The organism is Streptosporangium sp. NBC_01810 (assembly GCF_035917355.1).
GTDB lineage: Bacteria > Actinomycetota > Actinomycetes > Streptosporangiales > Streptosporangiaceae > Streptosporangium.
The window spans coordinates 5,930,946-5,953,262 of record NZ_CP109070.1 but is presented as its reverse complement, the minus strand read 5'-3'; the positions used below and the strand labels follow the sequence as shown (position 1 = coordinate 5,953,262).

Annotated in this window: 24 protein-coding genes; 15 read left to right on the top strand and 9 right to left on the bottom strand. The window is 68.7% G+C overall.

What is annotated here, in order from left to right; translation table 11 throughout:
• Positions 1-21 precede the first annotated feature (21 nt).
• From rpmJ to truA, 7 genes are all read left to right on the top strand, one after another.
• A complete protein-coding gene (rpmJ, locus tag OIE13_RS26285) occupies positions 22-135 on the top strand; it encodes a 50S ribosomal protein L36 (RefSeq protein ID WP_003956441.1) in 114 nt (37 codons plus the stop codon).
• Positions 136-345: 210 nt separating this feature from the next.
• Entirely contained in the window at positions 346-726 is a 381-nt protein-coding gene (rpsM, locus tag OIE13_RS26280) for a 30S ribosomal protein S13 (protein ID WP_012887859.1), read from the top strand.
• A 45-nt stretch (positions 727-771) separates the two neighbouring features.
• Positions 772-1,176: a 30S ribosomal protein S11 gene (rpsK, locus tag OIE13_RS26275; RefSeq protein WP_012887860.1), complete on the top strand. Its 405-nt coding sequence runs from the start codon at positions 772-774 to the stop codon at positions 1,174-1,176.
• A 19-nt stretch (positions 1,177-1,195) separates the two neighbouring features.
• Positions 1,196-1,822 (top strand): 30S ribosomal protein S4, encoded by a 627-nt coding sequence (gene rpsD, locus OIE13_RS26270; RefSeq protein WP_030912875.1) that lies wholly within the window; start codon positions 1,196-1,198, stop codon positions 1,820-1,822.
• A gap of 99 nt (positions 1,823-1,921) precedes the next feature.
• Entirely contained in the window at positions 1,922-2,938 is a 1,017-nt protein-coding gene (locus OIE13_RS26265) for a DNA-directed RNA polymerase subunit alpha (protein WP_089210160.1), read from the top strand.
• Positions 2,939-3,027: 89 nt separating this feature from the next.
• Positions 3,028-3,621, top strand: coding sequence for a 50S ribosomal protein L17 (gene rplQ, locus OIE13_RS26260; protein WP_326635551.1), 594 nt, complete (start codon positions 3,028-3,030; stop codon positions 3,619-3,621).
• Positions 3,622-3,710: 89 nt separating this feature from the next.
• Positions 3,711-4,592, top strand: a complete 882-nt coding sequence (gene truA, locus OIE13_RS26255; RefSeq protein ID WP_326635553.1) for a tRNA pseudouridine(38-40) synthase TruA — start codon at positions 3,711-3,713, stop codon at positions 4,590-4,592.
• Here the strand turns inward: truA and OIE13_RS26250 are convergent.
• The 3 genes from OIE13_RS26250 to OIE13_RS26240 all read right to left on the bottom strand — a co-directional run bounded on the left by OIE13_RS26250 (position 4,582) and on the right by OIE13_RS26240 (position 8,053).
• A complete protein-coding gene (locus OIE13_RS26250; RefSeq protein WP_326635555.1) occupies positions 4,582-6,282 on the bottom strand; it encodes a hypothetical protein in 1,701 nt (566 codons plus the stop codon). The genes truA and OIE13_RS26250 overlap by 11 nt on opposite strands.
• A 95-nt stretch (positions 6,283-6,377) precedes the next feature.
• Positions 6,378-7,313, bottom strand: a complete 936-nt coding sequence (locus tag OIE13_RS26245) for a hypothetical protein (protein WP_326635557.1) — start codon at positions 7,311-7,313, stop codon at positions 6,378-6,380.
• Positions 7,314-7,348: 35 nt separating this feature from the next.
• Complete coding sequence (locus tag OIE13_RS26240) at positions 7,349-8,053, bottom strand: CAP domain-containing protein (RefSeq protein WP_326828868.1); 705 nt, start codon at positions 8,051-8,053, stop codon at positions 7,349-7,351.
• Between the two features lie 562 nt (positions 8,054-8,615).
• On the opposite strand from OIE13_RS26240, the gene rplM reads away from it, so the two are divergent.
• From rplM to OIE13_RS26220, 4 genes are all read left to right on the top strand, one after another.
• The gene (gene rplM, locus OIE13_RS26235) at positions 8,616-9,059 is read left to right on the top strand and encodes a 50S ribosomal protein L13 (RefSeq protein ID WP_326635561.1); all 444 of its coding nucleotides are present in this window, start codon (positions 8,616-8,618) and stop codon (positions 9,057-9,059) included.
• A 69-nt stretch (positions 9,060-9,128) separates the two neighbouring features.
• A complete protein-coding gene (gene rpsI, locus OIE13_RS26230; protein WP_326635563.1) occupies positions 9,129-9,650 on the top strand; it encodes a 30S ribosomal protein S9 in 522 nt (173 codons plus the stop codon).
• Position 9,651: 1 nt separating this feature from the next.
• Positions 9,652-11,007 carry a phosphoglucosamine mutase gene (gene glmM, locus OIE13_RS26225; RefSeq protein ID WP_326635566.1) on the top strand — a complete coding sequence of 452 codons (1,356 nt, stop codon included), beginning with the start codon at positions 9,652-9,654 and terminating at the stop codon, positions 11,005-11,007.
• Positions 11,008-11,493: 486 nt separating this feature from the next.
• On the top strand, positions 11,494-12,237 hold the full coding sequence (locus OIE13_RS26220; protein WP_326828867.1) for a lectin-like domain-containing protein: 744 nt from the start codon (positions 11,494-11,496) through the stop codon (positions 12,235-12,237).
• Here OIE13_RS26220 and tnpA read toward each other — a convergent pair.
• The gene (tnpA, locus tag OIE13_RS26215; protein ID WP_326635570.1) at positions 12,190-12,618 is read right to left on the bottom strand and encodes an IS200/IS605 family transposase; all 429 of its coding nucleotides are present in this window, start codon (positions 12,616-12,618) and stop codon (positions 12,190-12,192) included. The genes OIE13_RS26220 and tnpA overlap by 48 nt on opposite strands.
• 24 nt (positions 12,619-12,642) lie before the next feature.
• Here tnpA and OIE13_RS26210 point away from each other — a divergent pair, with 24 nt between their 5' ends.
• The 4 genes from OIE13_RS26210 to OIE13_RS26195 all read left to right on the top strand — a co-directional run bounded on the left by OIE13_RS26210 (position 12,643) and on the right by OIE13_RS26195 (position 17,758).
• Positions 12,643-13,785 (top strand): RNA-guided endonuclease InsQ/TnpB family protein, encoded by a 1,143-nt coding sequence (locus OIE13_RS26210; protein WP_326828866.1) that lies wholly within the window; start codon positions 12,643-12,645, stop codon positions 13,783-13,785.
• A 127-nt stretch (positions 13,786-13,912) separates the two neighbouring features.
• Positions 13,913-14,608 (top strand): hypothetical protein, encoded by a 696-nt coding sequence (locus tag OIE13_RS26205; protein WP_326635574.1) that lies wholly within the window; start codon positions 13,913-13,915, stop codon positions 14,606-14,608.
• A gap of 23 nt (positions 14,609-14,631) precedes the next feature.
• Positions 14,632-17,022, top strand: coding sequence for a DUF7927 domain-containing protein (locus OIE13_RS26200; protein ID WP_326828865.1), 2,391 nt, complete (start codon positions 14,632-14,634; stop codon positions 17,020-17,022).
• A gap of 82 nt (positions 17,023-17,104) precedes the next feature.
• Positions 17,105-17,758 carry a hypothetical protein gene (locus tag OIE13_RS26195; RefSeq protein ID WP_326828864.1) on the top strand — a complete coding sequence of 218 codons (654 nt, stop codon included), beginning with the start codon at positions 17,105-17,107 and terminating at the stop codon, positions 17,756-17,758.
• A gap of 120 nt (positions 17,759-17,878) precedes the next feature.
• Here OIE13_RS26195 and OIE13_RS26190 read toward each other — a convergent pair whose 3' ends face one another.
• The 5 genes from OIE13_RS26190 to OIE13_RS26170 all read right to left on the bottom strand — a co-directional run bounded on the left by OIE13_RS26190 (position 17,879) and on the right by OIE13_RS26170 (position 22,306).
• The gene (locus tag OIE13_RS26190; protein WP_326635578.1) at positions 17,879-18,595 is read right to left on the bottom strand and encodes an ABC transporter permease; all 717 of its coding nucleotides are present in this window, start codon (positions 18,593-18,595) and stop codon (positions 17,879-17,881) included.
• A gap of 2 nt (positions 18,596-18,597) precedes the next feature.
• Entirely contained in the window at positions 18,598-19,512 is a 915-nt protein-coding gene (locus tag OIE13_RS26185) for an ABC transporter ATP-binding protein (protein ID WP_326635579.1), read from the bottom strand.
• The gene (locus tag OIE13_RS26180) at positions 19,509-20,387 is read right to left on the bottom strand and encodes an ABC transporter permease (protein ID WP_326635580.1); all 879 of its coding nucleotides are present in this window, start codon (positions 20,385-20,387) and stop codon (positions 19,509-19,511) included. Before OIE13_RS26180 ends, OIE13_RS26185 begins: the two co-directional genes overlap by 4 nt.
• Entirely contained in the window at positions 20,380-21,285 is a 906-nt protein-coding gene (locus OIE13_RS26175) for an ABC transporter ATP-binding protein (RefSeq protein ID WP_326635583.1), read from the bottom strand. The genes OIE13_RS26180 and OIE13_RS26175 overlap by 8 nt, the downstream gene beginning before the upstream one ends.
• An 85-nt stretch (positions 21,286-21,370) precedes the next feature.
• On the bottom strand, positions 21,371-22,306 hold the full coding sequence (locus tag OIE13_RS26170) for a DUF389 domain-containing protein (RefSeq protein ID WP_326635584.1): 936 nt from the start codon (positions 22,304-22,306) through the stop codon (positions 21,371-21,373).
• Positions 22,307-22,317 lie beyond the last annotated feature (11 nt).

Below are 22,317 nucleotides of genomic sequence, written 5' to 3'. Positions count from 1 at the left end.
GTCTGAGGGACGAATAGGACTATGAAGGTCAAGCCGAGCGTCAAGAAGATCTGTGACAAGTGCAAGGTGATTCGCCGGCACGGTCGCGTCATGGTGATCTGCGACAACCTGCGCCACAAGCAGCGCCAGGGCTAGTCGTTCCAACAGGCCCCACGAGAGTCCGCTCCTAAGAGGAGGGCTCGGCACATGTGGGGTTTTCAAGGTAATCGCGTTTCACACCTGCGTCGGCGGCTCGCGCCGTACCCCGCAGGAGACCCCCGGTCGGAGGCCGGGGCCCTCACCCCGGGCATGGGGAGGGGAAGTGAGGCGTAGGACCTCCGCCACAACGAAGGAGAATGCCCGACCATGGCTCGCCTGGTTGGCGTCGACCTCCCCCGCGACAAGCGGCTGGAGATCGCTCTCACCTACATTTTCGGGATCGGCCGCACGCGCGCGCTCGAAACCCTCAAGGCCACCGGTGTGAACGGCGACCTCCGCGTTCACCAGCTCACGGACGAGGAACTCGTCCCGCTGCGCGACTACATCGAGGCGAACTACAAGATCGAGGGTGACCTCCGTCGCGAAGTTCAGGCCGACATCCGTCGCAAGATCGAGATTCAGTGCTACCAGGGCATCCGGCACCGCCGTGGCCTTCCCGTGCACGGTCAGCGCACGCAGACCAACGCACGCACCCGTAAGGGCAAGAAGAAGACCGTGGCCGGTAAGAAGAAGCCCGGTAAGAAGTAGTCCGCGTAGCCGCAGGACCGAAGACCTCAGGAGTGAAGGCAAAGAATGCCTCCTAAGAGCCGCCAGGGTGCACCGAAGAAGGTGCGCCGCAAGGAAAAGAAGAACGTCGCTCACGGGCACGCCCACATCAAGAGCACGTTCAACAACACGATCGTTTCGATCACCGACCCGAGTGGGAACGTGATCTCCTGGGCCAGTGCCGGCCACGTCGGGTTCAAGGGCTCTCGCAAGTCCACCCCGTTCGCCGCGCAGATGGCCGCGGAGAACGCCGCCCGCCGCGCCATGGAGCACGGCATGCGCAAGGTCGACGTCTTCGTCAAGGGCCCCGGCTCCGGTCGTGAGACCGCGATCCGCTCGCTGCAGGCGACGGGTCTTGAGGTCGGATCCATCCAGGACGTCACCCCCGTGCCGCACAACGGCTGCCGTCCGCCTAAGCGCCGTCGCGTCTGAGCCCAGGAGAAGATAGAAAATGGCTCGTTACACGGGTGCGGACTGCAAGCTCTGCCGTAGGGAGAAGACCAAGCTCTTCCTCAAGGGCAAGAAGTGCGAGTCCGCGAAGTGCCCCATCGAGATCCGTCCTTACCCGCCGGGTGAGCACGGCCGCGGCCGTCCCAAGGAGTCTGAGTACCAGCTCCAGCTTCGTGAGAAGCAGAAGACCCGCCGCATCTACGGCGTCCTCGAGAAGCAGTTCCACAACTACTACGAGGAAGCCAACCGCAAGACCGGCAAGACCGGTGAGAACCTCCTCCAGATCCTGGAGAGCCGTCTCGACAACGTGGTCTATCGCGCCGGTTTCGCCGAGTCGCGCGACGCCGCCCGCCAGCAGGTCCGTCACGGCCACATCCTGGTGAACGGCAAGAAGGTCGACATCCCGTCGTACCGGGTGCGCGAGCACGACATCGTCGAGGTCCGCGAGAAGTCGCGCAACCTCCTGCCCTACGAGGTGGCCCGCGCCACCGCCGGTGACAAGACGTACCCGGCGTGGCTCGGCGTCGTCCCGGACGCGCTGCGCGTCCTGGTCCACCAGCTCCCGGTCCGTCAGCAGATCGACACCCAGGTCCAGGAGCAGTTGATCGTCGAGCTCTACTCCAAGTAGCGGCTCCTCAGGTGCCGTGCGGCGATCTGCCGCACGGCACCTATGCTGTTGTTCGAGCGGCGTCAAATAGCGGGCGCCGTCATGCAAGGGAGATTTCACATGCTGATCGCTCAGCGTCCCTCCCTCCTCGAGGAGTCACTCGAGGAGACCCGGTCCAAGTTCATCATCGAGCCGCTGGAGCCGGGTTTCGGCTACACCATCGGCAACTCGCTGCGGCGCACGCTGCTGTCGTCCATCCCGGGCGCGGCGGTGACCAGCATCCGCATCGAGGGCGTGCTGCACGAGTTCACCACCGTGCCGGGTGTCAAGGAGGATGTCACCGACATCATCCTGAACCTCAAGGACCTGGTCGTCTCCTCCGAGCACGACGAGCCGGTGGTGATGTACCTGCGCAAGCAGGGCCCCGGTGACGTCACCGCCGCCGACATCGCGCCTCCGGCCGGTGTCGAGGTGCACAACCCCGAGCTGCGCATCGCCACCCTGAACGGCAAGGCGAAGCTGGAGATGGAGCTGACCGTCGAGCGCGGTCGCGGTTACGTCTCCGCCGCGCAGAACAAGCAGCCGGGCCAGGAGATCGGTCGCATCCCGATCGACTCCATCTACTCCCCGGTGCTCAAGGTCACCTACAAGGTCGAGGCGACCCGTGTCGAGCAGCGCACCGACTTCGACCGTCTGATCCTGGACGTCGAGACCAAGCCGTGCATGAAGCCCCGCGACGCGGTGGCCTCCGCGGGCAAGACCCTCGTCGAGCTGTTCGGCCTCGCCCGCGAGCTGAACGTCGAGGCCGAGGGCATCGACATCGGCCCGTCGCCGACGGACGCGGCCCTGGCCGCCGACCTGGCGCTGCCGATCGAGGAGCTGAACCTCACGGTCCGCTCCTACAACTGTCTCAAGCGCGAGGGCATCCACACCGTGGGTGAGCTCGTGGCGCGCAGCGAGCAGGACCTCCTCGATATAAGGAATTTCGGTGCGAAGTCCATCGAAGAGGTCAAGCAGAAGCTGCACGAGATGACGCTCGCGCTCAAGGACTCCCCGCCCGGGTTCGACCCGAGCGCGGTGGCCGGTGGCGGCTACGACGACGACGACAGCGCCTACGTCGAGACCGAGCAGTACTGATTTTTCTGTGACGGGGATCGTGAGCGACTCCCCGGCCCGACCCCGGTACCTCGTACGGCCGGGGCGGGTTTACTCCCAAGGAGAACGTTATGCCTAGGCCCACCAAGGGTGCCCGTCTCGGTGGCAGCCCGGCCCACGAGCGGCTGATCCTGGCGAACCTCGCCACCCAGCTGTTCCAGCACGGCCGGATCAAGACCACCGAGGCCAAGGCGAAGCGTCTGCGCCCGCTGGCGGAGAAGCTGATCACCAAGGCGAAGAAGGGCGACATGCACAACCGTCGCCAGGTGCTGACCGTCGTCCGGGACAAGGGCGTCGTCCACCACCTCTTCACCGAGATCGCCTCGACCTTCGCCGAGCGTCCCGGCGGCTACACCCGGATTACCAAGATCGGGCTTCGCAAGGGCGACGCCGCCCCGATGGCCGTGATCGAGCTGGTGTCCGAGCCGCTGAACACGGTTCGCGTCGGCCAGGCCAAGGCCGCCCCGGCCGCCAAGGTCGAGGAGACCAAGGTGGAGGAGGCCAAGGTGGAGGAGGCCAAGGTGGAGGAGGCCAAGGTGGAGGAGGCCAAGGTCGAGGAGACCGAGGTCGAGGAGACCGAGGTCGAGGGCGCCGAGGAGCCGAAGGCCGCTGAGGCGACCGAGGCTCCCGCCGAGGAGACCGAGGCCAAGAAGGACAACGCCTGATCTTTCAGGCCCCGTGAACGGGCCCGGCACTCCCTCCACCGGGATGCCGGGCTCTTTCCGTTCTCCGAGAGTCTTTCGAGAGGAGCATCGTGGTACGGCTGAGGCTGGATCTCGCCTATGACGGCACCGATTTCTCCGGCTGGGCCAGGCAGCCGGGACGGCGTACGGTCCAGGGGGAGATCGAGGAGGCGCTCGGCAGGATCCTCCGGCTTCCCGAGCCTCCGGCACTGACCGTGGCGGGGCGGACCGACGCGGGTGTGCACGCCCGCGGCCAGGTGGCCCATGTCGACCTGGACGCCGACGCGCTCGGCGCGCTGGACGGCCGCAACCACCGTGGGGCGCCCGCGGGCCAGGAGCCCGGATCGGTGGAGAAACTCGACGAGAGGCTCTCTGCCATGCGCAGGAGGCTCGCCGGAGTCCTCCCCCCGGATATACGTGTACATCTCGCCACGGTGGCTCCTGAAGGCTTTGACGCGCGGTTCTCGGCACTGTCAAGGCGATACGCCTACCGGATCTCCGACGCCCCGGGCGGGGTCGACCCGCTCCGCCGTCGGGAGGTCGTCTGGTACAGCCGGCCCCTGGACGTGGACAGGCTCAACGCGGCCGCCGCCGGTCTCCTCGGTGAGCACGACTTCGCCGCGTTCTGCAAGAGGCGTGAGGGTGCGACCACGATCCGTGAGCTACAGCGGCTCGACTGGGTCCGCGAGGACGGGCTCGTCGTGGCGACGGTCGTGGCCGACGCCTTCTGCCACTCCATGGTCCGGGCGCTCGTCGGGTCGCTGCTGCCCGTCGGTGAGGGCAGGCTCGCGGTCGAGTGGCCGAAAGGGGTGCTGGCGCAGGCCGTACGGGACTCGGGGGTGCATGTCGCGCCCGCGCACGGGCTCTGTCTTGAGGAGGTGCGCTACCCCGGCGCCGAGGAACTCGCCCGGCGGGCCGCGGAGACCCGCCGGGTGCGCACGCTCAGTTCGTGACGCGACGCTCCACGACCTTCGCGGTCTGGTCGCGGAAGGCGCCGCTGACCTTGCCCAGCGCCTTCTCCTTGGCCGTCGGCGTGTGGCCGTCGCTGTAGGTGGCGTAGCTGAACACGATGTAGCGACCCCACACCATCCCGGCCGCGTAGCCGCCCGCGATGTGCACCCGCTCGCCTCCCGTGCCGGCGGCCGAGGGCAGGCCACGGAACCAGAGGTTGCTCTCCAGGTTCTTGGCCTGGTCGGAGGCGACCGCGGACTCGCGGGTGGGCAGCACGGCGATCCCGGTGGTCACGGCGTATCTGCGCTTGCTGTCCACGTACGTCGCCCGCAGCACCCGGCGGCACTCCTGGCTGCGCAGGGTGCTGGCGAACCTGCCGGTCGCGGCCTTCTGGCACTGCTCGGTGACGTTGGTCTTGACCCGGGTGAACGTCGCCCCGGCCACGGACACCTTCTTGACGAAGGTGTCGGCCACCGTCATCTTTCCCGGATCGGTCCTCTCGGAGTTGAGCATCGTGGTGTTGATCGGCTCGGGCTCACTGGTGATGTCGAGTTCGTCGGTGGGGTCGATCTTTCCCGAACCGGGGATCGGATCCGTCGCGTTCGCCTCCTGCTTGGCACTGAAGGACTGGTAGGCGAAGAAGGCTCCGATGCCGATGCCGACCATCACGACCGCGACCACGGCCGCGAGCAGCGTCGTGCCGGCCCTGCTGCGGGCCGGTGGGGGAAGGGCGGGCGGGGGCTCGGGGGTGAACGCGGAGAGTGGGGTGAACGCCCCGCGCGTCATCGCCGGGTCACTCGGGGGGACGGGCGGCCCGCTCACGGCTGAGGACGCCACCGGCAGGGGAGGGAACGTGGGAAGCGGGGACCGCGGGGCGATCGCCGGAACACCGCTGGGCGGGGTGACCTGGTCCGCGGGGGGGAAGGACGGGGGCGGGCCGGCGGGGGCCGCCTGGGGAGGTGTCCGGGCGGGGACGGTCTGTTCGGCGGCGGGTGGGGGCAGCTGCGAGATCGGCTCCGGCGCGGCTGTCACGGGTTGCGCGACGGGCACGGGCACGGGGGGCTGAGCCGTCGGCACGGACCGGTCGCCGTCCTGGGGGCCCGCCTGGGCGGGGGCCGGAGCCTGGAGCGGCGTCTCCCGGTGGGCGAGGGGAGCCTGCGGGGGCGAGGCGGTGCGGGCGCTGACCGTTTTCTCGCTCTCGCCGACGCCCTCCTGGAAGGCGGCGTCCGGCGGCCAGACGGCGACGTCGCCGGGTTCTCCCGGGCGGGCGGGCGCCTCCTCGGGGTCCGTCCACACCGGCTCGCCGGTCGCGGCGGGCCATGGGGTCTCCTGCCCGGACGATGGCCAGACCTGCATTCCCGCGGCGGCCGCGGTGAAGGCCGGAGGCGGCTGCCAGAGCGGTGCTCCCGGCACGATGGGCGCGGTGGACAGCGGCGGGCCGTCCTCAGGCTGGGCGTACCAGTCGTAGGGGGCTCCGTCGTCGCCGGGGACCGTCCATGGCTGAGCCGCCCCCGGATCCGTCTTCGGCCACGCGGAAGGGCTGTGGGGCTGCTCGTCACCTGTGACAGGGTCGGTGACAGGGGCCCGCGGCGCATGGGGCGAGGGCTGGCCGAAACTCGGCGGCGGCGTCGCCGGTGCCGCCGAACCCTCGGCTTCATGTTGGTGCTCGGACCCGGATTCCTGGCCACGCATACGCGGCAGCCTAGCGACAGCTGAAGATCGTCATGCGGGTATGGCTGTATCGTCTGCCGGATTCATGCCTGAAAGCAGTGGTATGGGGGTCATGCTCAGGGGCGTTTTCCGGTCAGTGAACGCGACTCCAGTGCGGGGGTGACCGTCGCGTCCGCCGCTCCGAAGGCGGCCTGGTTCAGTTGCTTGACCTCGTTCTTCTTCGGCAGGTGCCCGTCTTTGTACTGGAACCAGACCATTACCACGTAGTGCCCGTGGCGCCACTCACCAACGAATGCCTCGCCGGTTCCAAGAAGTTTGGTGACCTTATCCTTACCTGGAAGCGGTTTGATGTACTCCTCCCGCTCCTTGCCCGTGCCGGCCGAGACGACTTTGGTCGCCCCCGCGGACGTCTTGAGGTTGGCGACCCCCACGGTTCCGATGATCTTCCCCGAGGCGTCGCGGAAGCTGGCGCGCAGGAGCTGTGTGCACTTGGCGGCGCTGAGGGCCTTCTGCAGCTTTTCCCCCACCACGGCGTTGCCGCACTTCCTGTCCGTCCTGCGCGTGGTCATCAGGTAGTTCTGCTTGCCGATCCGTACCTTCTTGTGCTTGAACACCTCGTTCAGGGTGAGTGCGTACGGGTCGGTCGCGCGGGAGGAGGCGAGGCCGAACTTGCCTTTCGCGATGTTGGCGGGCGGCATGAGAGGGGCCTTGGCCGAGGGAGTCGCCGTCCCGGGCAGCGGGGCGGGGTCGGAGTTGGCCAGTACGGCCAGGCCGATGCCTCCGGCGATCAGCGCGGCGAGCGCTCCGAGCGCGATGAAGATCGGGCGGCGTGAGCGGGGGCCCTCGTCGTAAGGGCTCCACATCTCCTTTCGCGGTCGCTCCTGCGGCGGGGAGGGCTGGGAGGGCTGGAGGGGTTGGGCGGGCGGCGTCGGCGGGGGCTCGGGGGCGCGGTTGTGCGGCGAGGCGTCGAACCAGTGCTGGCCCTGTGCGGGCGGCGACGCGTCAGGCCGGTGGTAAGGCTGGCGGCGCGGCGGCTCCACGGGAAAACCCATGTGCCGAGCGTAGCCCGGTATCAGGGCCGGTTGGCTCAGGAGTATCCGAAGTCCTGGGTCCACCACGGCCCCTCGGGCCCCTGGACGGCCCCGACGCCGGTGGCGGTGAGCTCGCAGTTGAGGATGTTGCGCCGGTGGCCGCTGGTCTCCATCCAGCTCCGGACCGCCTCGTCGGCAGAGGTGTAACCGCGCCCGATGTTCTCCGCGCCGCCGTCGCGGTAGCCGGTGGCATCCATCCGCTCCCAGGGCGACGTGCCGTTGGGGGAGGTATGGGAGAGGGTGCCGGCGGACGCCATCCCGGCCGAGTGTCTCCTGGCCGACAGGGTCAGCCTCCTGTCGATGTTGAGCGGCCCGCAGCCGGCCCGCCTGCGCTCGATGTTGATGAGCCTCACGACCTCACGCTCCATCGCGCCGAGGGCGGAGGTGGCGTCGTCGTCACCGTCGCCGTTGAGGAGATAGCGAGAGGGGCCGTCGTCGCCGGATCCGCCGGGCGTCGTGCGGGCGTCGTGGGTGGGGCGCGGACGCCGCTCCGCCGGGGCGGTCGGGAGGGCGGAGGGACGGGCGACCCGGGTGAGCGGGGCCCGCTCCACCTGCCCGGCCAGGGCGCCGTTGCTGGGCGTGGGCCTGGTCGACCCGGGGCTGTTCAGGTAGATCTGGTCGGTGGCCTCCTCCTCGCGGCTGCCCCGGCCGATGATGAAGCCGACCAGCAGAACCGCCATCAGGCACACGAACACCCCCATACGACGCAGGCGCGCTCGCTGGGTATGCCCGGGGTGAGGAAGCTGCCACATACCGCTGTCAAAGATAGAGATGTTTGCGGTGAGTAAGAAGAGAATGGTGAGAAAGTGTTAGAACCGTCACGGACCCATGCCCGACGCTCTCCGCCGGGCTCCGGTGAGGACCTCCCCGGGAACCTCCGAGTCGACCGTGTGGACGCCGGTGGGGCCTCCCCTCTCCGCCGGGCTCCGGCTAGGCCTCCCCGGGAACCTCGGTCTCACAGCGCCGGCCACGGCTGATCCCCTGCCTGTGTGGCGGTTCCCCGGCACTGCCGGGTCCCGGGTAGAATGCCAGGGGCACCGCCGGAGAGGCACGTCTTTTTGACTCGCGCTCATCCGCGCCGGTACTCTGCTAGTTCGTTGTGTGCGAATTGGTCTCCTCTGCAGACCGATACGCGGCGCGTCCGGCGTCATCTCCTCTGTTCTGGAGACGGAAGGTCCGGGCTGTCGTGTGCCCGCACCTACCGACCCATGTTGCTGTCGTCTCCGACAGCGCCGAAGACGCGACCAAAGAAGGCATACGACCGTGCGCACGTACACACCCAAGCCTGCCGAAGTCGAGCGTCAGTGGCACATCATCGATGCCACCGACATCGTGCTTGGCCGGCTGGCCAGCCACGTCGCGATCCTGCTTCGCGGTAAGCACAAGCCGACCTTCGCCAACCACGTCGACACCGGTGATTTCGTCATCATCATCAACGCCGACAAGATCGCGCTGACCGGCAACAAGCTTGAGCAGAAGAAGGCTTACCGCCACTCGGGCTACCCGGGCGGTCTGCGTTCCATGACCTACGGCGAGCTCATGGACAAGCGTCCCGACCGCGCCGTCGAGAAGGCCGTGAAGGGCATGCTGCCCAAGAACGCCCTCGGCCGGAAGATGATCAAGAAGCTCAAGGTCTACTCCGGTTCCGAGCACCCGCACCAGGCGCAGCAGCCGGTGCCCTTCGAGCTCACCCAGATCGCCCAGTAGTCGCTAGCTGCTTGTCGCCAGCAGCGTTGGCCGATGGCCGACGCCGAGTAGGAAAGTTAGAGGAGAACCGTGGCTGAGCCCACCGGTGTCGAGACGCCCGTCGAGGGCGATCAGGAAGCGTACTCCTCGGAGGAGTTCCCCTCCGAGTACACCTCCGAGTCCACTGTCAGCGGCGACGTCGCCGTCCGTAAGCCCATCACCACCGGCAACTCGTACGGCACGGGGCGCCGCAAGGAATCCGTGGCCCGCGTGCGCATCGTGCCGGGCACCGGCAAGTGGACGATCAACGGTCGTACGCTTGAGAACTACTTCCCGAACAAGGTCCACCAGCAGATCGTCAACGAGCCCTTCGTGGTTCTTGGCGCCGAGGACCAGTTCGACGTCATCGCCCGCATCAACGGTGGCGGCGTCACCGGCCAGGCCGGCGCCCTGCGCATGGGTCTCTCCCGCGCGCTGACCGCCCTGGACGTCGAGGTCAACCGCCCGCCGCTGAAGAAGGCAGGCTTCCTGACCCGTGACGCCCGCGCCACCGAGCGCAAGAAGTACGGTCTCAAGAAGGCCCGCAAGGCTCCGCAGTACAGCAAGCGTTAAGTTGGGGCGCCTTTTCGGCACCGACGGGGTACGTGGGGTCGCGGGACGCGACCTCACGGCCGAGCTCGCCATGGACCTGTCCGTGGCCGCGGCTCATGTCCTCGGCGATGCCGGGGCGTTCAACGCCAGCGTCGGGCGGCGAGGCCGCCCCGTCGCCGTCGTGGGCCGGGACCCCCGGGCTTCAGGAGAATTCCTGGAGGCCGCGGTGGTCGCCGGCCTTGCGTCGTCTGGCGTGGACGTTCTCCGGCTCGGCGTGCTGCCCACCCCGGCGGTCGCTTACCTGACCACGGCTCTCAGAGCCGACATGGGCGTGATGATCTCCGCCTCCCACAATCCCGCCCCGGACAACGGGATCAAGTTCCTCACCCGCGGCGGCTACAAGCTGCCGGACACGGTGGAGAACGAGATCGAGCAGCGCCTCGGCGAGAAGTGGGAGCGCCCTGTCGGTGCCTCGGTCGGCCGCGTGCGCGAGGCGTACGGCGAGGCCGACCGCTACGTGTCCCACGTGCTGTCCACTGTGGACTGCCGTCTTGACGGCCTCAACGTGGTCCTCGACTGCGCCCACGGCGCCGCCCACATGGTGGCTCCCGAGGCGTTGCTGCGGGCAGGGGCCACCGTCGAGACGATCGGGGCGCGCCCCGATGGTCTCAACATCAACGCGGGGGTCGGCTCCACCCATCTGGACAAGCTCCAGCAGATCGTCGTCTCCCGCAACGCCGATGTCGGTATCGCCTACGACGGCGACGCGGACCGCTGCCTGGCCGTCTCGCACACCGGCGAGGTCGTCGACGGCGACCAGATCATGGCGGTGCTGGCCATGGCCATGCACGCCGAGGGGAAGCTGGTCGGCGACACCGTGGTGGCCACGGTCATGTCCAACCTGGGTTTCAAGCTCGCGCTCAAGAGCGCGGGGATCGACGTGGTGGAGACCGCCGTGGGCGACCGCTACGTCCTGGAGTCCATGAGGGCGGGCGGCTACAACCTGGGCGGCGAGCAGTCCGGCCACGTCCTGATGCTCGACCACGCCACCACCGGGGACGGCCTGCTGACCTCGCTGCACCTGCTGGCGGTCGTGGCGCGGGCGAAGAAGTCGCTGGCGGAGCTGGCCTCGGTGATGACCCGCCTGCCGCAGGTCCTGGTCAACGTCAAAGACGTCGACCGGGCCAAGGCCTCGGCTCCTGAGCTGGAGGCCGCGGTCGTCGCCGCGGAGTCGGAGCTGGGGGAGACCGGCCGGGTGCTGATCCGGCCGAGCGGCACCGAGCCGATGATCCGAGTCATGGTCGAGGCCGCCTCGGCGGAGCAGGCCGAGCAACTGGCGGGCCGGCTGGCCGAGGTCGTCCGTACGGCCTGCGGCTGAATCACCTGAATCACCTGAATCACCAGAGCACGGCCCGCACTCGGAGTGCGGGCCGTGCTCTGTCATTTTCCCGGCCCTCGCCGCCGCGACGATGAGCGATCGCGGATATAACGCCCCTTCCATCCATCTTGGGGTGCCTTGTTCTTGCTGTCGCTTTGCACCACTCTTGTCCGGCGCCACGCCACACTTCGCATTGATTGACACTCTGGGTCGTTGATCAGACACTTTCAGTGGTTGCGGAGGGATTTCCCTTCCCAGCACGGTTCATCGTGTCGGACGGCTCCGAACCCGGCGATCATCTGATCGCCTCGATCGCCACGATGCCCGCACGGTGGAAAACCGCCGACATCACGATCGATCGAAGGGGTGCCGCGCCGTGCCTTTGTTCCTTGCTGTTCTCGGCGCTGTCCCCATGACCGGTTCTGCGGATCTCCGGTGGTCACGATGAACGGCCTCCCGCGTCCGGCGAGGGGCTCAGGCCGATCCATGGTCATGGCGGGAGGCGCGCTGCCGCGATGCGGGCGGACCCTCTCCAAACTTCTCGTGCTGAGCATGACCGTCGGCGCGCTGAGCGTCCCGGCCACCACCGCCACCGCGTCGGCGGCCGGCACCGTTGTGTTCAACCAGCCCTTCCGCAACAACACGGCCAACGGCGCCGGTGCCGTGGTGCTGCCCTCGTTGCCGAGCGGTTCGTCCGGGTCGAACTACGCCTGCCTGACCGCCTCCGGCAACACCGGCACCGGCGTCCTGCAGAGCTGCGCTACGAACACGGACAGTCAGGGCTCGGGCAAGCTGCGCCTGACGAACGCGACGACGAACAAGACAGGCGGCCTCTTCGGCGCGGTCAGCGTGCCCGCCTCGCAGGGGCTCGACGTGACGTTCAACACCTATCAGTACGGCGGAGGCGGGGCCGACGGCATCACCTTCGTGCTGGCGGCGGTCGATCCGGCGAACCCGAAGTCACCGGCCAACATCGGTCAGTCGGGCGGCGCGCTCGGTTACTCCGGGACCGGCTCCGTCATCGGTCTGGCGTACGGGTATCTCGGCATCGGCCTCGACGTGTACGGAAACTTCAGTGTGATCTGGCGTGGAACCCCGGGTGTTCACGCCCGGGAGGAAACGACAGTGCGGGAGGGCCGCCAAGGCCCGAGCGGTGCGGTGACCGGTAGGCCGTCGAGCGGCTCAGCCCGGGCGTCTCTGGTCTTCGATGTACTCCTTGATGATCGATAGGGGGGCGCCGCCGCAGGAGGCGGCGAAGTACGACGGCGACCAGAAATGCCCGCCCCACAGATACTGACGGATATGTGCCGGATACTCCTTGCGCAGTAGCCGGGCAGATACGCCCTTGAGGCTGTTCACCAGCGTCGAGAGGGCGACCTTGGGTGGGTAGCGCACGAGCAGGTGCACATGATCTTCCTCGCCGTTGAACTCGACCAGCTCCGCCCCGAAACTGTCGCACACCTCGATCATGATGTCCTCGCAGCGACGCAGGATCTCGTCGGTGAACACACCTCCCCGATATCTCGGGATAAAGACCAAATGCGCATGAAGCGCGCAGACCACGCTTCGGCCCCTTCTTACGTCGGGGTTCGGTTCCCATCTCGGTGACATGGACCTAACGCTAAAGTGTTCGATATGAAGCTGGTGGTGCAGGTCAAACTCCTGCCGACACCTGAGCAGGCGGCGGCGCTGGAGGCGACTCTGCGCGCGGCCAACGACGCGGCCACCTGGGTCTCGACGCTCGCCCACCACCAGCGGGTATTCCGCAATTACGACCTGCGCCGGCACGCCTACGGGCAGATCAAGGACAGGTACGGGCTGGCGGCTCAGGCCGCGCAGCATGTCATCAAGAAGGTCACCGACGCCTACGCCACGCTGCACGCCAATCTCCGCAACGGCAATGTGGGCACGCCCGGCTCCGCGTGGCGCGAGCGGGCCCTGGCCACGCCGATCGTCTTTCGCCCCGGCGCGGCCCAGCCGTTCGACGACCGCTGTCTGTCCTGGCAGATGGACGCGCGGACGGTGTCGATCTGGACCACGGGCGGGCGGATGAAGAGCGTGGCGTTCACCGCCTCGGCCGATCAGCTCACGACGTTGGCCGCCTACCGCAAGGGCGAATCGGACCTCGTATACCGCGATGGCAGGTGGTTCCTCATCGCCACCTGCGACCTGCCCGACCGGCCGGTCGCCACCCCGGACGGATTCCTGGGGGTGGATCTGGGGATCGCCAACATCGCGACCACCAGTGGCGGGGTTCGCCACAGCGGCAAGGGCCTGAACGCGGTCCGCCACCGCCACCGCGAGCTGCGCCGCCGCCTGCAGGCCAAGCAGACCACGTCCGCCAAACGGCTGTTGAAGCGGCGCCGCCGGGCCGAGGCCCGGTTCGCCGCGAACACCAACCACACCATCGCCAAGCAGATCGTGACCGAGGCGACACGCACCGGGCAAGGGATCGCCCTGGAAGACCTTCGGGGCATCCGCGACCGGGTACGGCTCCGCAAGCCCCAGCGGGTCACGTTGCATTCGTGGAGCTTCCACCAGCTCGGCCGGTTCATCGCCTACAAGGCGGCCCGTGCCGGTGTCGCTGTGGTGTACGTGGACCCGGCCTACACCTCGCAAGGCTGCTCGGCCTGTGGGCATGTGGACAAGAAGAACCGGCCCGGCCAGGCCGGCTTCGCCTGTACGTCGTGCGGCTTCGCTGAGCACGCCGACGTCAACGCAGCTCGTAACATCGCCTCGCGTGGTGTCGCGAGCTGGGCAGTGAGTCACGCTGCCTGACGCGGACCAAACCGTCGAAGCCACCGACGGCGAGGAGCTGCAAGCTCAGTCCTTCAAGGCTGAGAAGCTGACCAGCAGCACCTACCAGGGAAGCGGCTGCACGAACCTGCCGGGCACGGGTATTCGGGTGCCCGGCCAGGTCGTCATCCGCGGGCCGGGCAACGGCACCGTCGGATACTGCGCGCTCAACACCACGGCCGCCTCGACGAGCGCCACCCCGCTGGCGCTGCGGGCGACCAGCCGTACCGCCGTTCCCGTTCAGATCGGTATCAACCCCACCGCGGTGTCGCTGACCACCGCCGCCGGCCTGACGGTCCCGCCCGGCAGTTACGTGGTGGTGGTCACCCTGGTGGGCGGTACGAACAAGACCCTGACCGGTAGCCTTCCGACGGTTCCCACCGGCCTGTACCCGGCGAGCTGGCTGAACGCCAACGGGACTCCCCGGCAACTGGCCTTCGGCTGGGTGGCCTCCACCGGAAGCGTGACCGACTTCCACGAGGTCGACGCAGCCACGGTGACCACGGTCAGCTCGGTCCCCCAGCTGACCGTCGCGCAGACCGGCTACAGCGCCACGACGCCGGCGCCGGGCGCCCCCGTGACCTACAGCGTCGTCTCCGGCGTCGGCGCGGACAGCATCGCGGAGTCCTCGCCGATCTCGATGACCCAGACCATGCCGGCCGGGGTGGTGCCCACCGGCGCCTACGGAACGGGATGGGTCTGCGCGGCGCCGGTCGGGCAGTCCGTCACGTGCACCAATAGCAACGTCCCGTTCGCGGCCGGAGCGACGTTACCGCCAGCCCCCCCACCGGTGACAAGCTCCTGAGCAACGACGTCGCCTCCACCGAGATGGGCAACACCTGCCCGCCCGGCAGCGGGAGCTCGGCCTGCCGTTCGGGGATCGTCATCCTCACGCCGCTCCTGACGATCGTGAAGACGCCCGGCGTCACATCGACCACCCCCGGGGGGACGGTCGGCTACACGGTCACCGCCACCAACACCGGACAGGTCCCCTTCGCCGCGGCGACGTTCACCGACGCGCTGGCCGGAGTGCTGGACGACGCCGTCTACAACGGCGACGCGAGCGCCACGCGCGGCACCGTCACCTTCGCCGGCTCCAACCTGACCTGGAGCGGAGCGCTCAACCCCGGCGACGGGGTCACCCTCACCTACAGCGTCACGACGAACACCCCCGGTACCGGTGACCAGAAGCTGACCAACACGGTCACCTCGACCACTGCGGGCAGTACCTGCCCGACCGGAAACACCGACGCCCGCTGTTTCGGCGAGGTCCTGATCTCAAGAATCAAGATCACTATGGTGGCGGACGCCGTCACCGCCATCCCGACCGGGGTCGTCAACTACACGGTCACGATCGCCAACACCGGGCAGACGCCGTACGGTGACACCGTCGTGAACAGCCTGCTCGCCAGGGTCCTCGACGACGCGGTCTACAACGGTGACGGAACGGCCTCGGCGGGCAACCTCGTTTTCACCCCCGAGACCAGCCGGCTGGTGTGGACCGGTCTTCTCCCGATCGGCACGAATGTCACCGTCACCTTCTCGGTGAGGGTGCGGAACCCCGATCCGGGCGACAAGATGCTGAACGTCGTCGCGACCTCCAGTGCCCCGGGCAACAACTGCCCCGCCGGGAGCACCGACCCGCTCTGTGTCTCGGAGGTCACGGTGCTGACCCCCGTCCTGACCATCGCCACGAGCGCGGACCGGACGACTGTCACTCCCGGCGGGACCATCACCTACACGACCACGGTCACCAACACCGGGCAGACGGACTACGCCGCGGCCTCCGTCGTCGCCGCGCTCGACGGGGTGTTCCCCGACGCCGTCTACAACGGGGACGCGAGCGCCTCCACCGGCGTCTTCGACTACACGGCGCCGAAACTGACCTGGACCGGCGCTCTCGCGATGGGCGCGAGCACCGCGATCACCTACTCCATCACGGTGCAGGATCCCGACCCCGGAGACAAGGCCCTGACCAGCGGCGTGAGCTCCACCACGCAGGGCAGCACCGACCCGGCGTGCGCGACGCTCGTGCGCGTCCTGGTGCCGCAGCTCACGATCACGGCGACCGCCGACACCGGCACCGTCGTCGCCGGGGGCGCCGTCCACTACACGGTGACCCTGGCCAACACCGGCGAGACCGACTACGCCGGTGCCGCGTTCACCGAGTCGCTGGCCGGGGTGCTCGATGACGCCACCTACGGCAACGACGCGAGTGCCTCCAGCGGCACCGTCACCTTCGCCGACGGCGTCCTCGGCTGGAGTGGCGACCTCGCCGTCGATGCCACCGCGACGGTCACCTATTCGGTCACCACCATCTATCCCCCTCCGGGGGACAAGGCCCTGACCAGCACTGTCATCTCCGCCACCGCCGGATCGACCTGCCCCGAAGGGGGAGACGATCCGCGCTGCACCATGACCGTCACCGTCCTGACTCCCGGTCTCACCATCACCAAGACCGCGAACAACAGCGGTGCCGTGGTGGCGGAGGCCGCCGTCCAGTACACGATCACGGTCACGAACACCGGTGAGACCCCGTACGCCGCTGCCGCGGTCACCGACTCGCTGGCCGGGGTGCTCGACGACGCCGTCTACAACAATGACGCGACCACTTCCACCGGCACCGTCGGCTATGCCGACGGGGTCCTCGGCTGGACCGGGGCGTTGACGATGGAGGCGAGCGCGGTCATCACCTTCACAGTCGTCACCGATGCGGAGGTCACGGGTGACGGAACCCTCGGCAATCGGGTCACCTCGGCGACGACGGGTGGCAACTGTCCGGTCGGGGGCACCGACCCGCGATGCTCGGTCCTGACCACCTTGATCCCCACCAGCATCACCCTCGCCGACCTGACCAGCGGCTTCGTCTTGGCAGGCGCGCCGGATTCGACGGCCGGGAGCAACGGAGCCGTGACCATGACCGTCATCACGAACAGCGTCGACGGCTACAGCGTCACCGTGCAGGCGGATTCGGCCGAGCTCACCTCGGACCAGCCCGGCAACGACGTCACCATCCCGATCGGGAACCTGCGCGTGCGGGAGAGCGGCACGTCGGCCTTCCAGGCCGTCTCGGCCACCATCCCGGTGCTCGTCCACCGGCAGGACAGCCCGTCCGCTCCCGACGGGGACGCCATCGGCAATGACTTCGAGGGTTACATCCCCTTTGTCCCGGTCGGCAGCTATTCGGCGACGCTCACCTACGTCGCGACGGCCAGTTGACGCGCAGACGCCCCCGCAGGGAACTCGGCGGGGCCTACCAAGCACCTCTCACTCGAACCCGAACAACGTGAAGGAGCAAGCCATGGCAGTGATCACACGGCGTGCCGCCGCTCTCTGCGGACTCGGCGCGGCCCTGGTCGTCGCCCTTGCCACGCCCTCGGTGGCGTTCGCGCTCAAACCGCACCCCGATGACAAGGAGGTGAAGGCGGCCGTCGTGGCCGCCCCCAGGCTGAGCATCGGCATCGACAACGGCCAGACCACCGCCGAGGCGGGGGACCGGTTCACCTACACCGTCACCGTCGACAACGTCGGCACGGACAAGGCGCGTGAGCTCAGGATCACCCAGAGCCTGCCGACCGGCCTGCACCTCGTCTCGGCCGACGGCCAGGGCAAGGCGGAGGAGGGCCAGGTCCGCTGGACCGCCGATGTGCCGGCGGGCAAGAAGGCCGTCTTCCACACCATCGCCGAGGTGCGAGACACCCCGGAGGACCTGCTCCGCCTGGCCACCGTCGCCTGTGCGAGCATCAAGACGGACGACAAGCCCCTGGTCTGCGCCACCCACTCCGACCTGTTGCCGGCCGGTGCGACCGCCGAGACGGCCGCCCACGAGGCGGCCGACCCCGTGACGAGCCGCCTGTGGTACGCGGGCGCGGGCGTCGGCCTGCTGGCCCTGACCGTGCTGCTGGCCCTCCGCCGAACCAGACTCCGCCGTCGCCCGGGGCGGTCGCCCTCGTAACGATCCGCGCCCAGTCTCATGACACGGGCGAGACGAACCCGTATAGGGGCACCCCCGGCCGTGGGTGCACACGGCCATGGGGGCACCCGGGCACCCCCGGCCGTGGGGGGTGCACACGGCCTACTCGTCGCCGGTGAGGGAGAAGACGCGTAGCCGCCGGCCCGCCAAGACGACCGCGCCGACGGTGATGATCAGCAGGGCCGGTACGGCGAAGCCGAGAGTGATCTCGGTGGAGAAGAACGGTGAGGAGGACACCTGGTCGGCGATCGACTGGGCCCACTGCTGGATGGAGAACCTCCGGGCACCGGGGACGAAGTTGCCCACCACGCCCTCCCAGACGAGCGCGTAGACGATGCCGATCGTGACCGCGTGCCGGGTCAGCACGCCCAGCAGCATGAACACCGCCGCGTACGCGATCCCGCCGACCAGGGCGCCGAGGGCGAAACCGTACGCGATCCCGGATTCGAGGTTGACCAGCAGGTAGGCCGCGACGAAGGTCGGCACCGCGGCGAACAGCGCGAGCATCGAGGCGGCGACCACGAACTTGGTCTGCGCGATCACCGGGCGGGAGATCGGCTTGGCCAGCAGGTGGATGATCGTGCCGTCGTCGATCTCGGGGGCGATCACCCCGGTCCCGGCGATCAGGCCGAGCAGCGGCAGCATGGTGCCGATGGCGAAGGTCCGCATGAGCGTGACCGCGGTCCGCTCGTCGGCGGCGCCGATGAGGTTCAGCAGGGCGGCCATGGCGACCAGCACCAGGGGCAGCATGATCAGCAGCCAGATTCGGCGGCGGCCGAGGAGGGCCCGGTAGGAGATTCCGGCGATGACACCGTTCATGATCAGCTGCTCCTGTTGATCAGGTAGGAGAAGACGCTCTCCAGGTCCTCGTCGGCGGGGGAGACCTGCCAGACGCGTACGTCCGCGTCCCTGGCGACCCTGGGCAGCAGGCGGGTGAAGCGTCGGAAGTCGACCGCCTGCACCTCCAGGCCCGCCTCGGTCAGCGAGACCGCGCCCGAGGAGGCGTCGGCGATCAGCGCGGACGCCAGGCGGCGGTCGTCGCTGGAGCGGATCCGGAACAGGTGCGGGCGGTCGGTCATCCGGCGGCGGATCTCACGGAAGTCCCCGGAGGCGGCGTGCCGTCCGGCGACCAGCACCTCGATGTGCTGGGCGACGCGTTCCACCTCCTCCAGGATGTGCGAGCTGAACAGGATGGTCTTGCCCGCCGCGCCCATGGTGCTGACCAGGTCCATCAGGTGCAGGCGCTGGCGGGGGTCCATGCCGTTGAACGGCTCGTCGAGCAGCAGGACCTGGGGGTCGTGCACCAGGGCGGCGGCCACCTTGACGCGCTGGCGCATGCCCTTGGAGTACGTCTCGATCCTGCGGTCCTTGGCGCTCTCCATCTCCACCAGGGCGAGCGCCTTACGGGCGGCGTCCTCAGGGGCGGGCAGGTGATGCAGGCGAGCGCTGGAGAGCACGAACTGCCAGCCGGTGAGGAAGCCGTAGACGGCCTCGCGCTCGGGGACCAGGCCGATGGAGCGGTAGATCTGGTGGTTGCGCCAGATCCGGTCGCCGTCCAGGGTGACGGTGCCGCCCGAGGGTGCCAGGAACCCGGCCATCATGTGCAGCAGCGTGGACTTGCCCGCACCGTTTGGGCCGAGCAGCCCGGTGACGCCGGGGCCGACGGTCATGGTGATGTCGTTGACGGCGACCACGTTGCCGTACCAGCGGGAGACCTGGGCCAGTTCGATCCTCATCGGGAGGCCGCCTTCCGGTAGCGCGCGATCAGGGCCGTCACGGACAGCGCGATCAGCACGATCATGATCACTCCGGCGACCAGGCTGCCCGCGCCCGAGGGGTAGATGACGTTCGAGGCGGGGGTCGCTCCGAAGATTCCGACGTGCACGGCGGCGTCCACCAGGAAGAACGGGTTGATCAGCCAGGCCCACGCGGCGGCGGCGTCGTTGCCCATCGACTCCAGCGTCCCGTACAGCACCGTGGAGACGGCGGAGGCGAGCAGGTAGAGGGCGATGACCGAGGCCACGCCCAGACCGCGCCTGGGAGTGAACGAGGCGATGGCGATGCCGAGGCAGGCCAGCAGCAGCGCGTAGCCGGCCGCGCCGGCCATGCTGGTGAGGTATTCGACGGTGTGCGTGTCGCCGGGCAGGTCGATGACCACCTCACCGATGAACAGCACGGTGAGCGGCACCGCCAGCAGCAGGAACATCGCCGCGGTCATCGCCGCGAGCTTCGCGCCGACGTAGTCCCAGAGCGTCACCGGGCGCGACAGGTAGAGCGGCAGCACCCGGAAACGCAGGTCGGGGGCGACGGCGTACGGCGACTGCGAGGCCAGGAAGATCGCGAGCACGACCTGCATGAAGACCGCGTACTCGGTGTAGCGCATTCCCTCCTGCTTGATCAGCGCCATCGCGGCGATGGAGACGACCGCGGGCAGGAACATGACGCCCACCAGCATGAATGGGATGATCTTGGAGCGGGCGGTGCGGCCGAGCCCGAAGATCCCGCGCAGGCTGTGCACGGCCAGCGCGGTGGTGGCGTGGCCCCGGCCGAGCCGCGCCCCGTCGTAGTGGCGGTATCCGATGTCGTGGATGACACCCGTGGGTTCAGACATTGACCGGCTCCCTGAAGACGTCCTCGATGCGCTGGCGGCCCTGTTCCAGGCGGACGAGGCAGAGGTCGAGCTCGCAGACGGCGTCGCGGAGGACGTCGAAGGTCTCCGGCGCGCGGACGTGGACGAGCAGCATCCTGCCGTGCGGGGTGACGGTCTCGCCCAGCTCGGTCAGCCGGGCCGCGAGCGCGTCCTGGCCCTCCTCCACCTCGACGGTCACGGTCTGGGTCTGCTGGGTGAACTCCCCGATGGCCGAGGAGCGCAGCAGCTTGCCGCCGTCGATCACGATGACGTGGTCGCAGACCCGCTCAAGCTCGCCCAGCAGGTGGGAGGTGACCAGCACGCTGATGCCGAACTCCGAACCGATCCTGCGGATCAGCGCGAGCATCTCGTCGCGGCCCTGCGGGTCGAGACCGTTGGTGGGTTCGTCCAGCAGGACCAGGCGCGGATCGTGCACCAGGGCCTGGGCCAGCTTGACCCGCTGCTTCATGCCGGTGGAGTAACCGCCCATCGCACGGTAGCGCTCCTCGTACAGACCCACGTGGCGCAGCACGTCGGCGGCGCGCTCGCGGGCCGCGGTGCGCGGCAGGCCGGACATCTGGGCCATGTGCACGGTGAACTCGGTGGCGGACAGGTCGGGCGGCAGACAGTCGTGCTCGGGCATGTAGCCCACGATCCGGCGGATCTCCGCACCCCTGGTCACGGTGTCCATGCCCAGCACCTGGGCACGGCCGGCGCTGGGTTCGAGCAGGCCGAGCAGAATCTTGATCAGCGTGGACTTGCCCGCGCCATTGGCGCCGACCAGGCCGGTCACGCCGGGGCCGACGGTGACGGTGAGCTGGTCAAGTGCCGTCACCCGGGGGAAACGTCTGGTAAGTCCCTCGGTGGCGAGGATAGTCATACCGGGACACTATCCGCCGCCGCAGGCGGGCACCTCCGTCATACGAAGGAGTGCCGCATCGTCCGAAAGGGCAATTTTCCGGCCGTCACCCTCGTCCTGAGCGCGTCGGAGGCCGCATGCCGAACCGGGACCAGTAGGCCCGCTGCGCGAGGAGCGTCAGCACCCCGGAGATGATCATGCCTGCGATGTTCACCCCGAGCTGGGCGGCGGAGGCACCCATGTCACCCCAGCGCGACAGTGCGGCGGCGACCGCGAAGTAACCCGCGGCCGGGACCGTGGTGACGGAGATGAAGACGCCGACCAGCGCCGAGGACTTGCCCGCGGTCACCGAGAGCACCCCGGCGGCCCCGGCGAGCAGCGCCACGATGAACGACCACTTGTCGGGCTTGACGATGAACTCGATCTCCTCGTGCCCGGTCCCCAGCGAGCCGGCGTCGATCCAGCCGAGCCACCGCGAGACCAGTGCACAGGCGAAGGTGATCGCGATGGCGACGGCGAAGCCCACGACCAGGGTACGGAGCGCGCGGCCGATCAGCTGCCGATCGATGCGGATCAGACCGAAGCAGATGGCCGCGATCGCGCCGAACTCCGGCCCGAGCACCATCGCGCCGACGATGAGGATCGGCGAGTTGACGATCACACCGATCGCTGCGATCTGTGCGGCGATCGCGAAGAACGCGAGAAAGGCCCAGGTGATCCGGGAGTCGTCGCTGACCCGCTGGGCGAACTCCGCCCAGACCACCGCGTCGTCCCCATCGCCGGGCGCCTCCTCCTGGGCACGCTCGGACACCTCCGAGATCGACAGGTCGACCTCCTCGGCCGCGATCGATCCCTCGGCGTGCAGGCCGAGCCGCTGCAGCCGCTCGATCACCTCGTTGGCGGCCTCGCGGGCGACGTCGAACTGGACGAGGTCCCCGGCGGGGGAGCGCGCGGCACCGGGGAGCACGACGATGTTGACGACACCGACGCAGGTGTCGAGCACCTCCAGCACCCCGTCCGACAGCTCCGACGGACTGATCACGCGCAGATGTA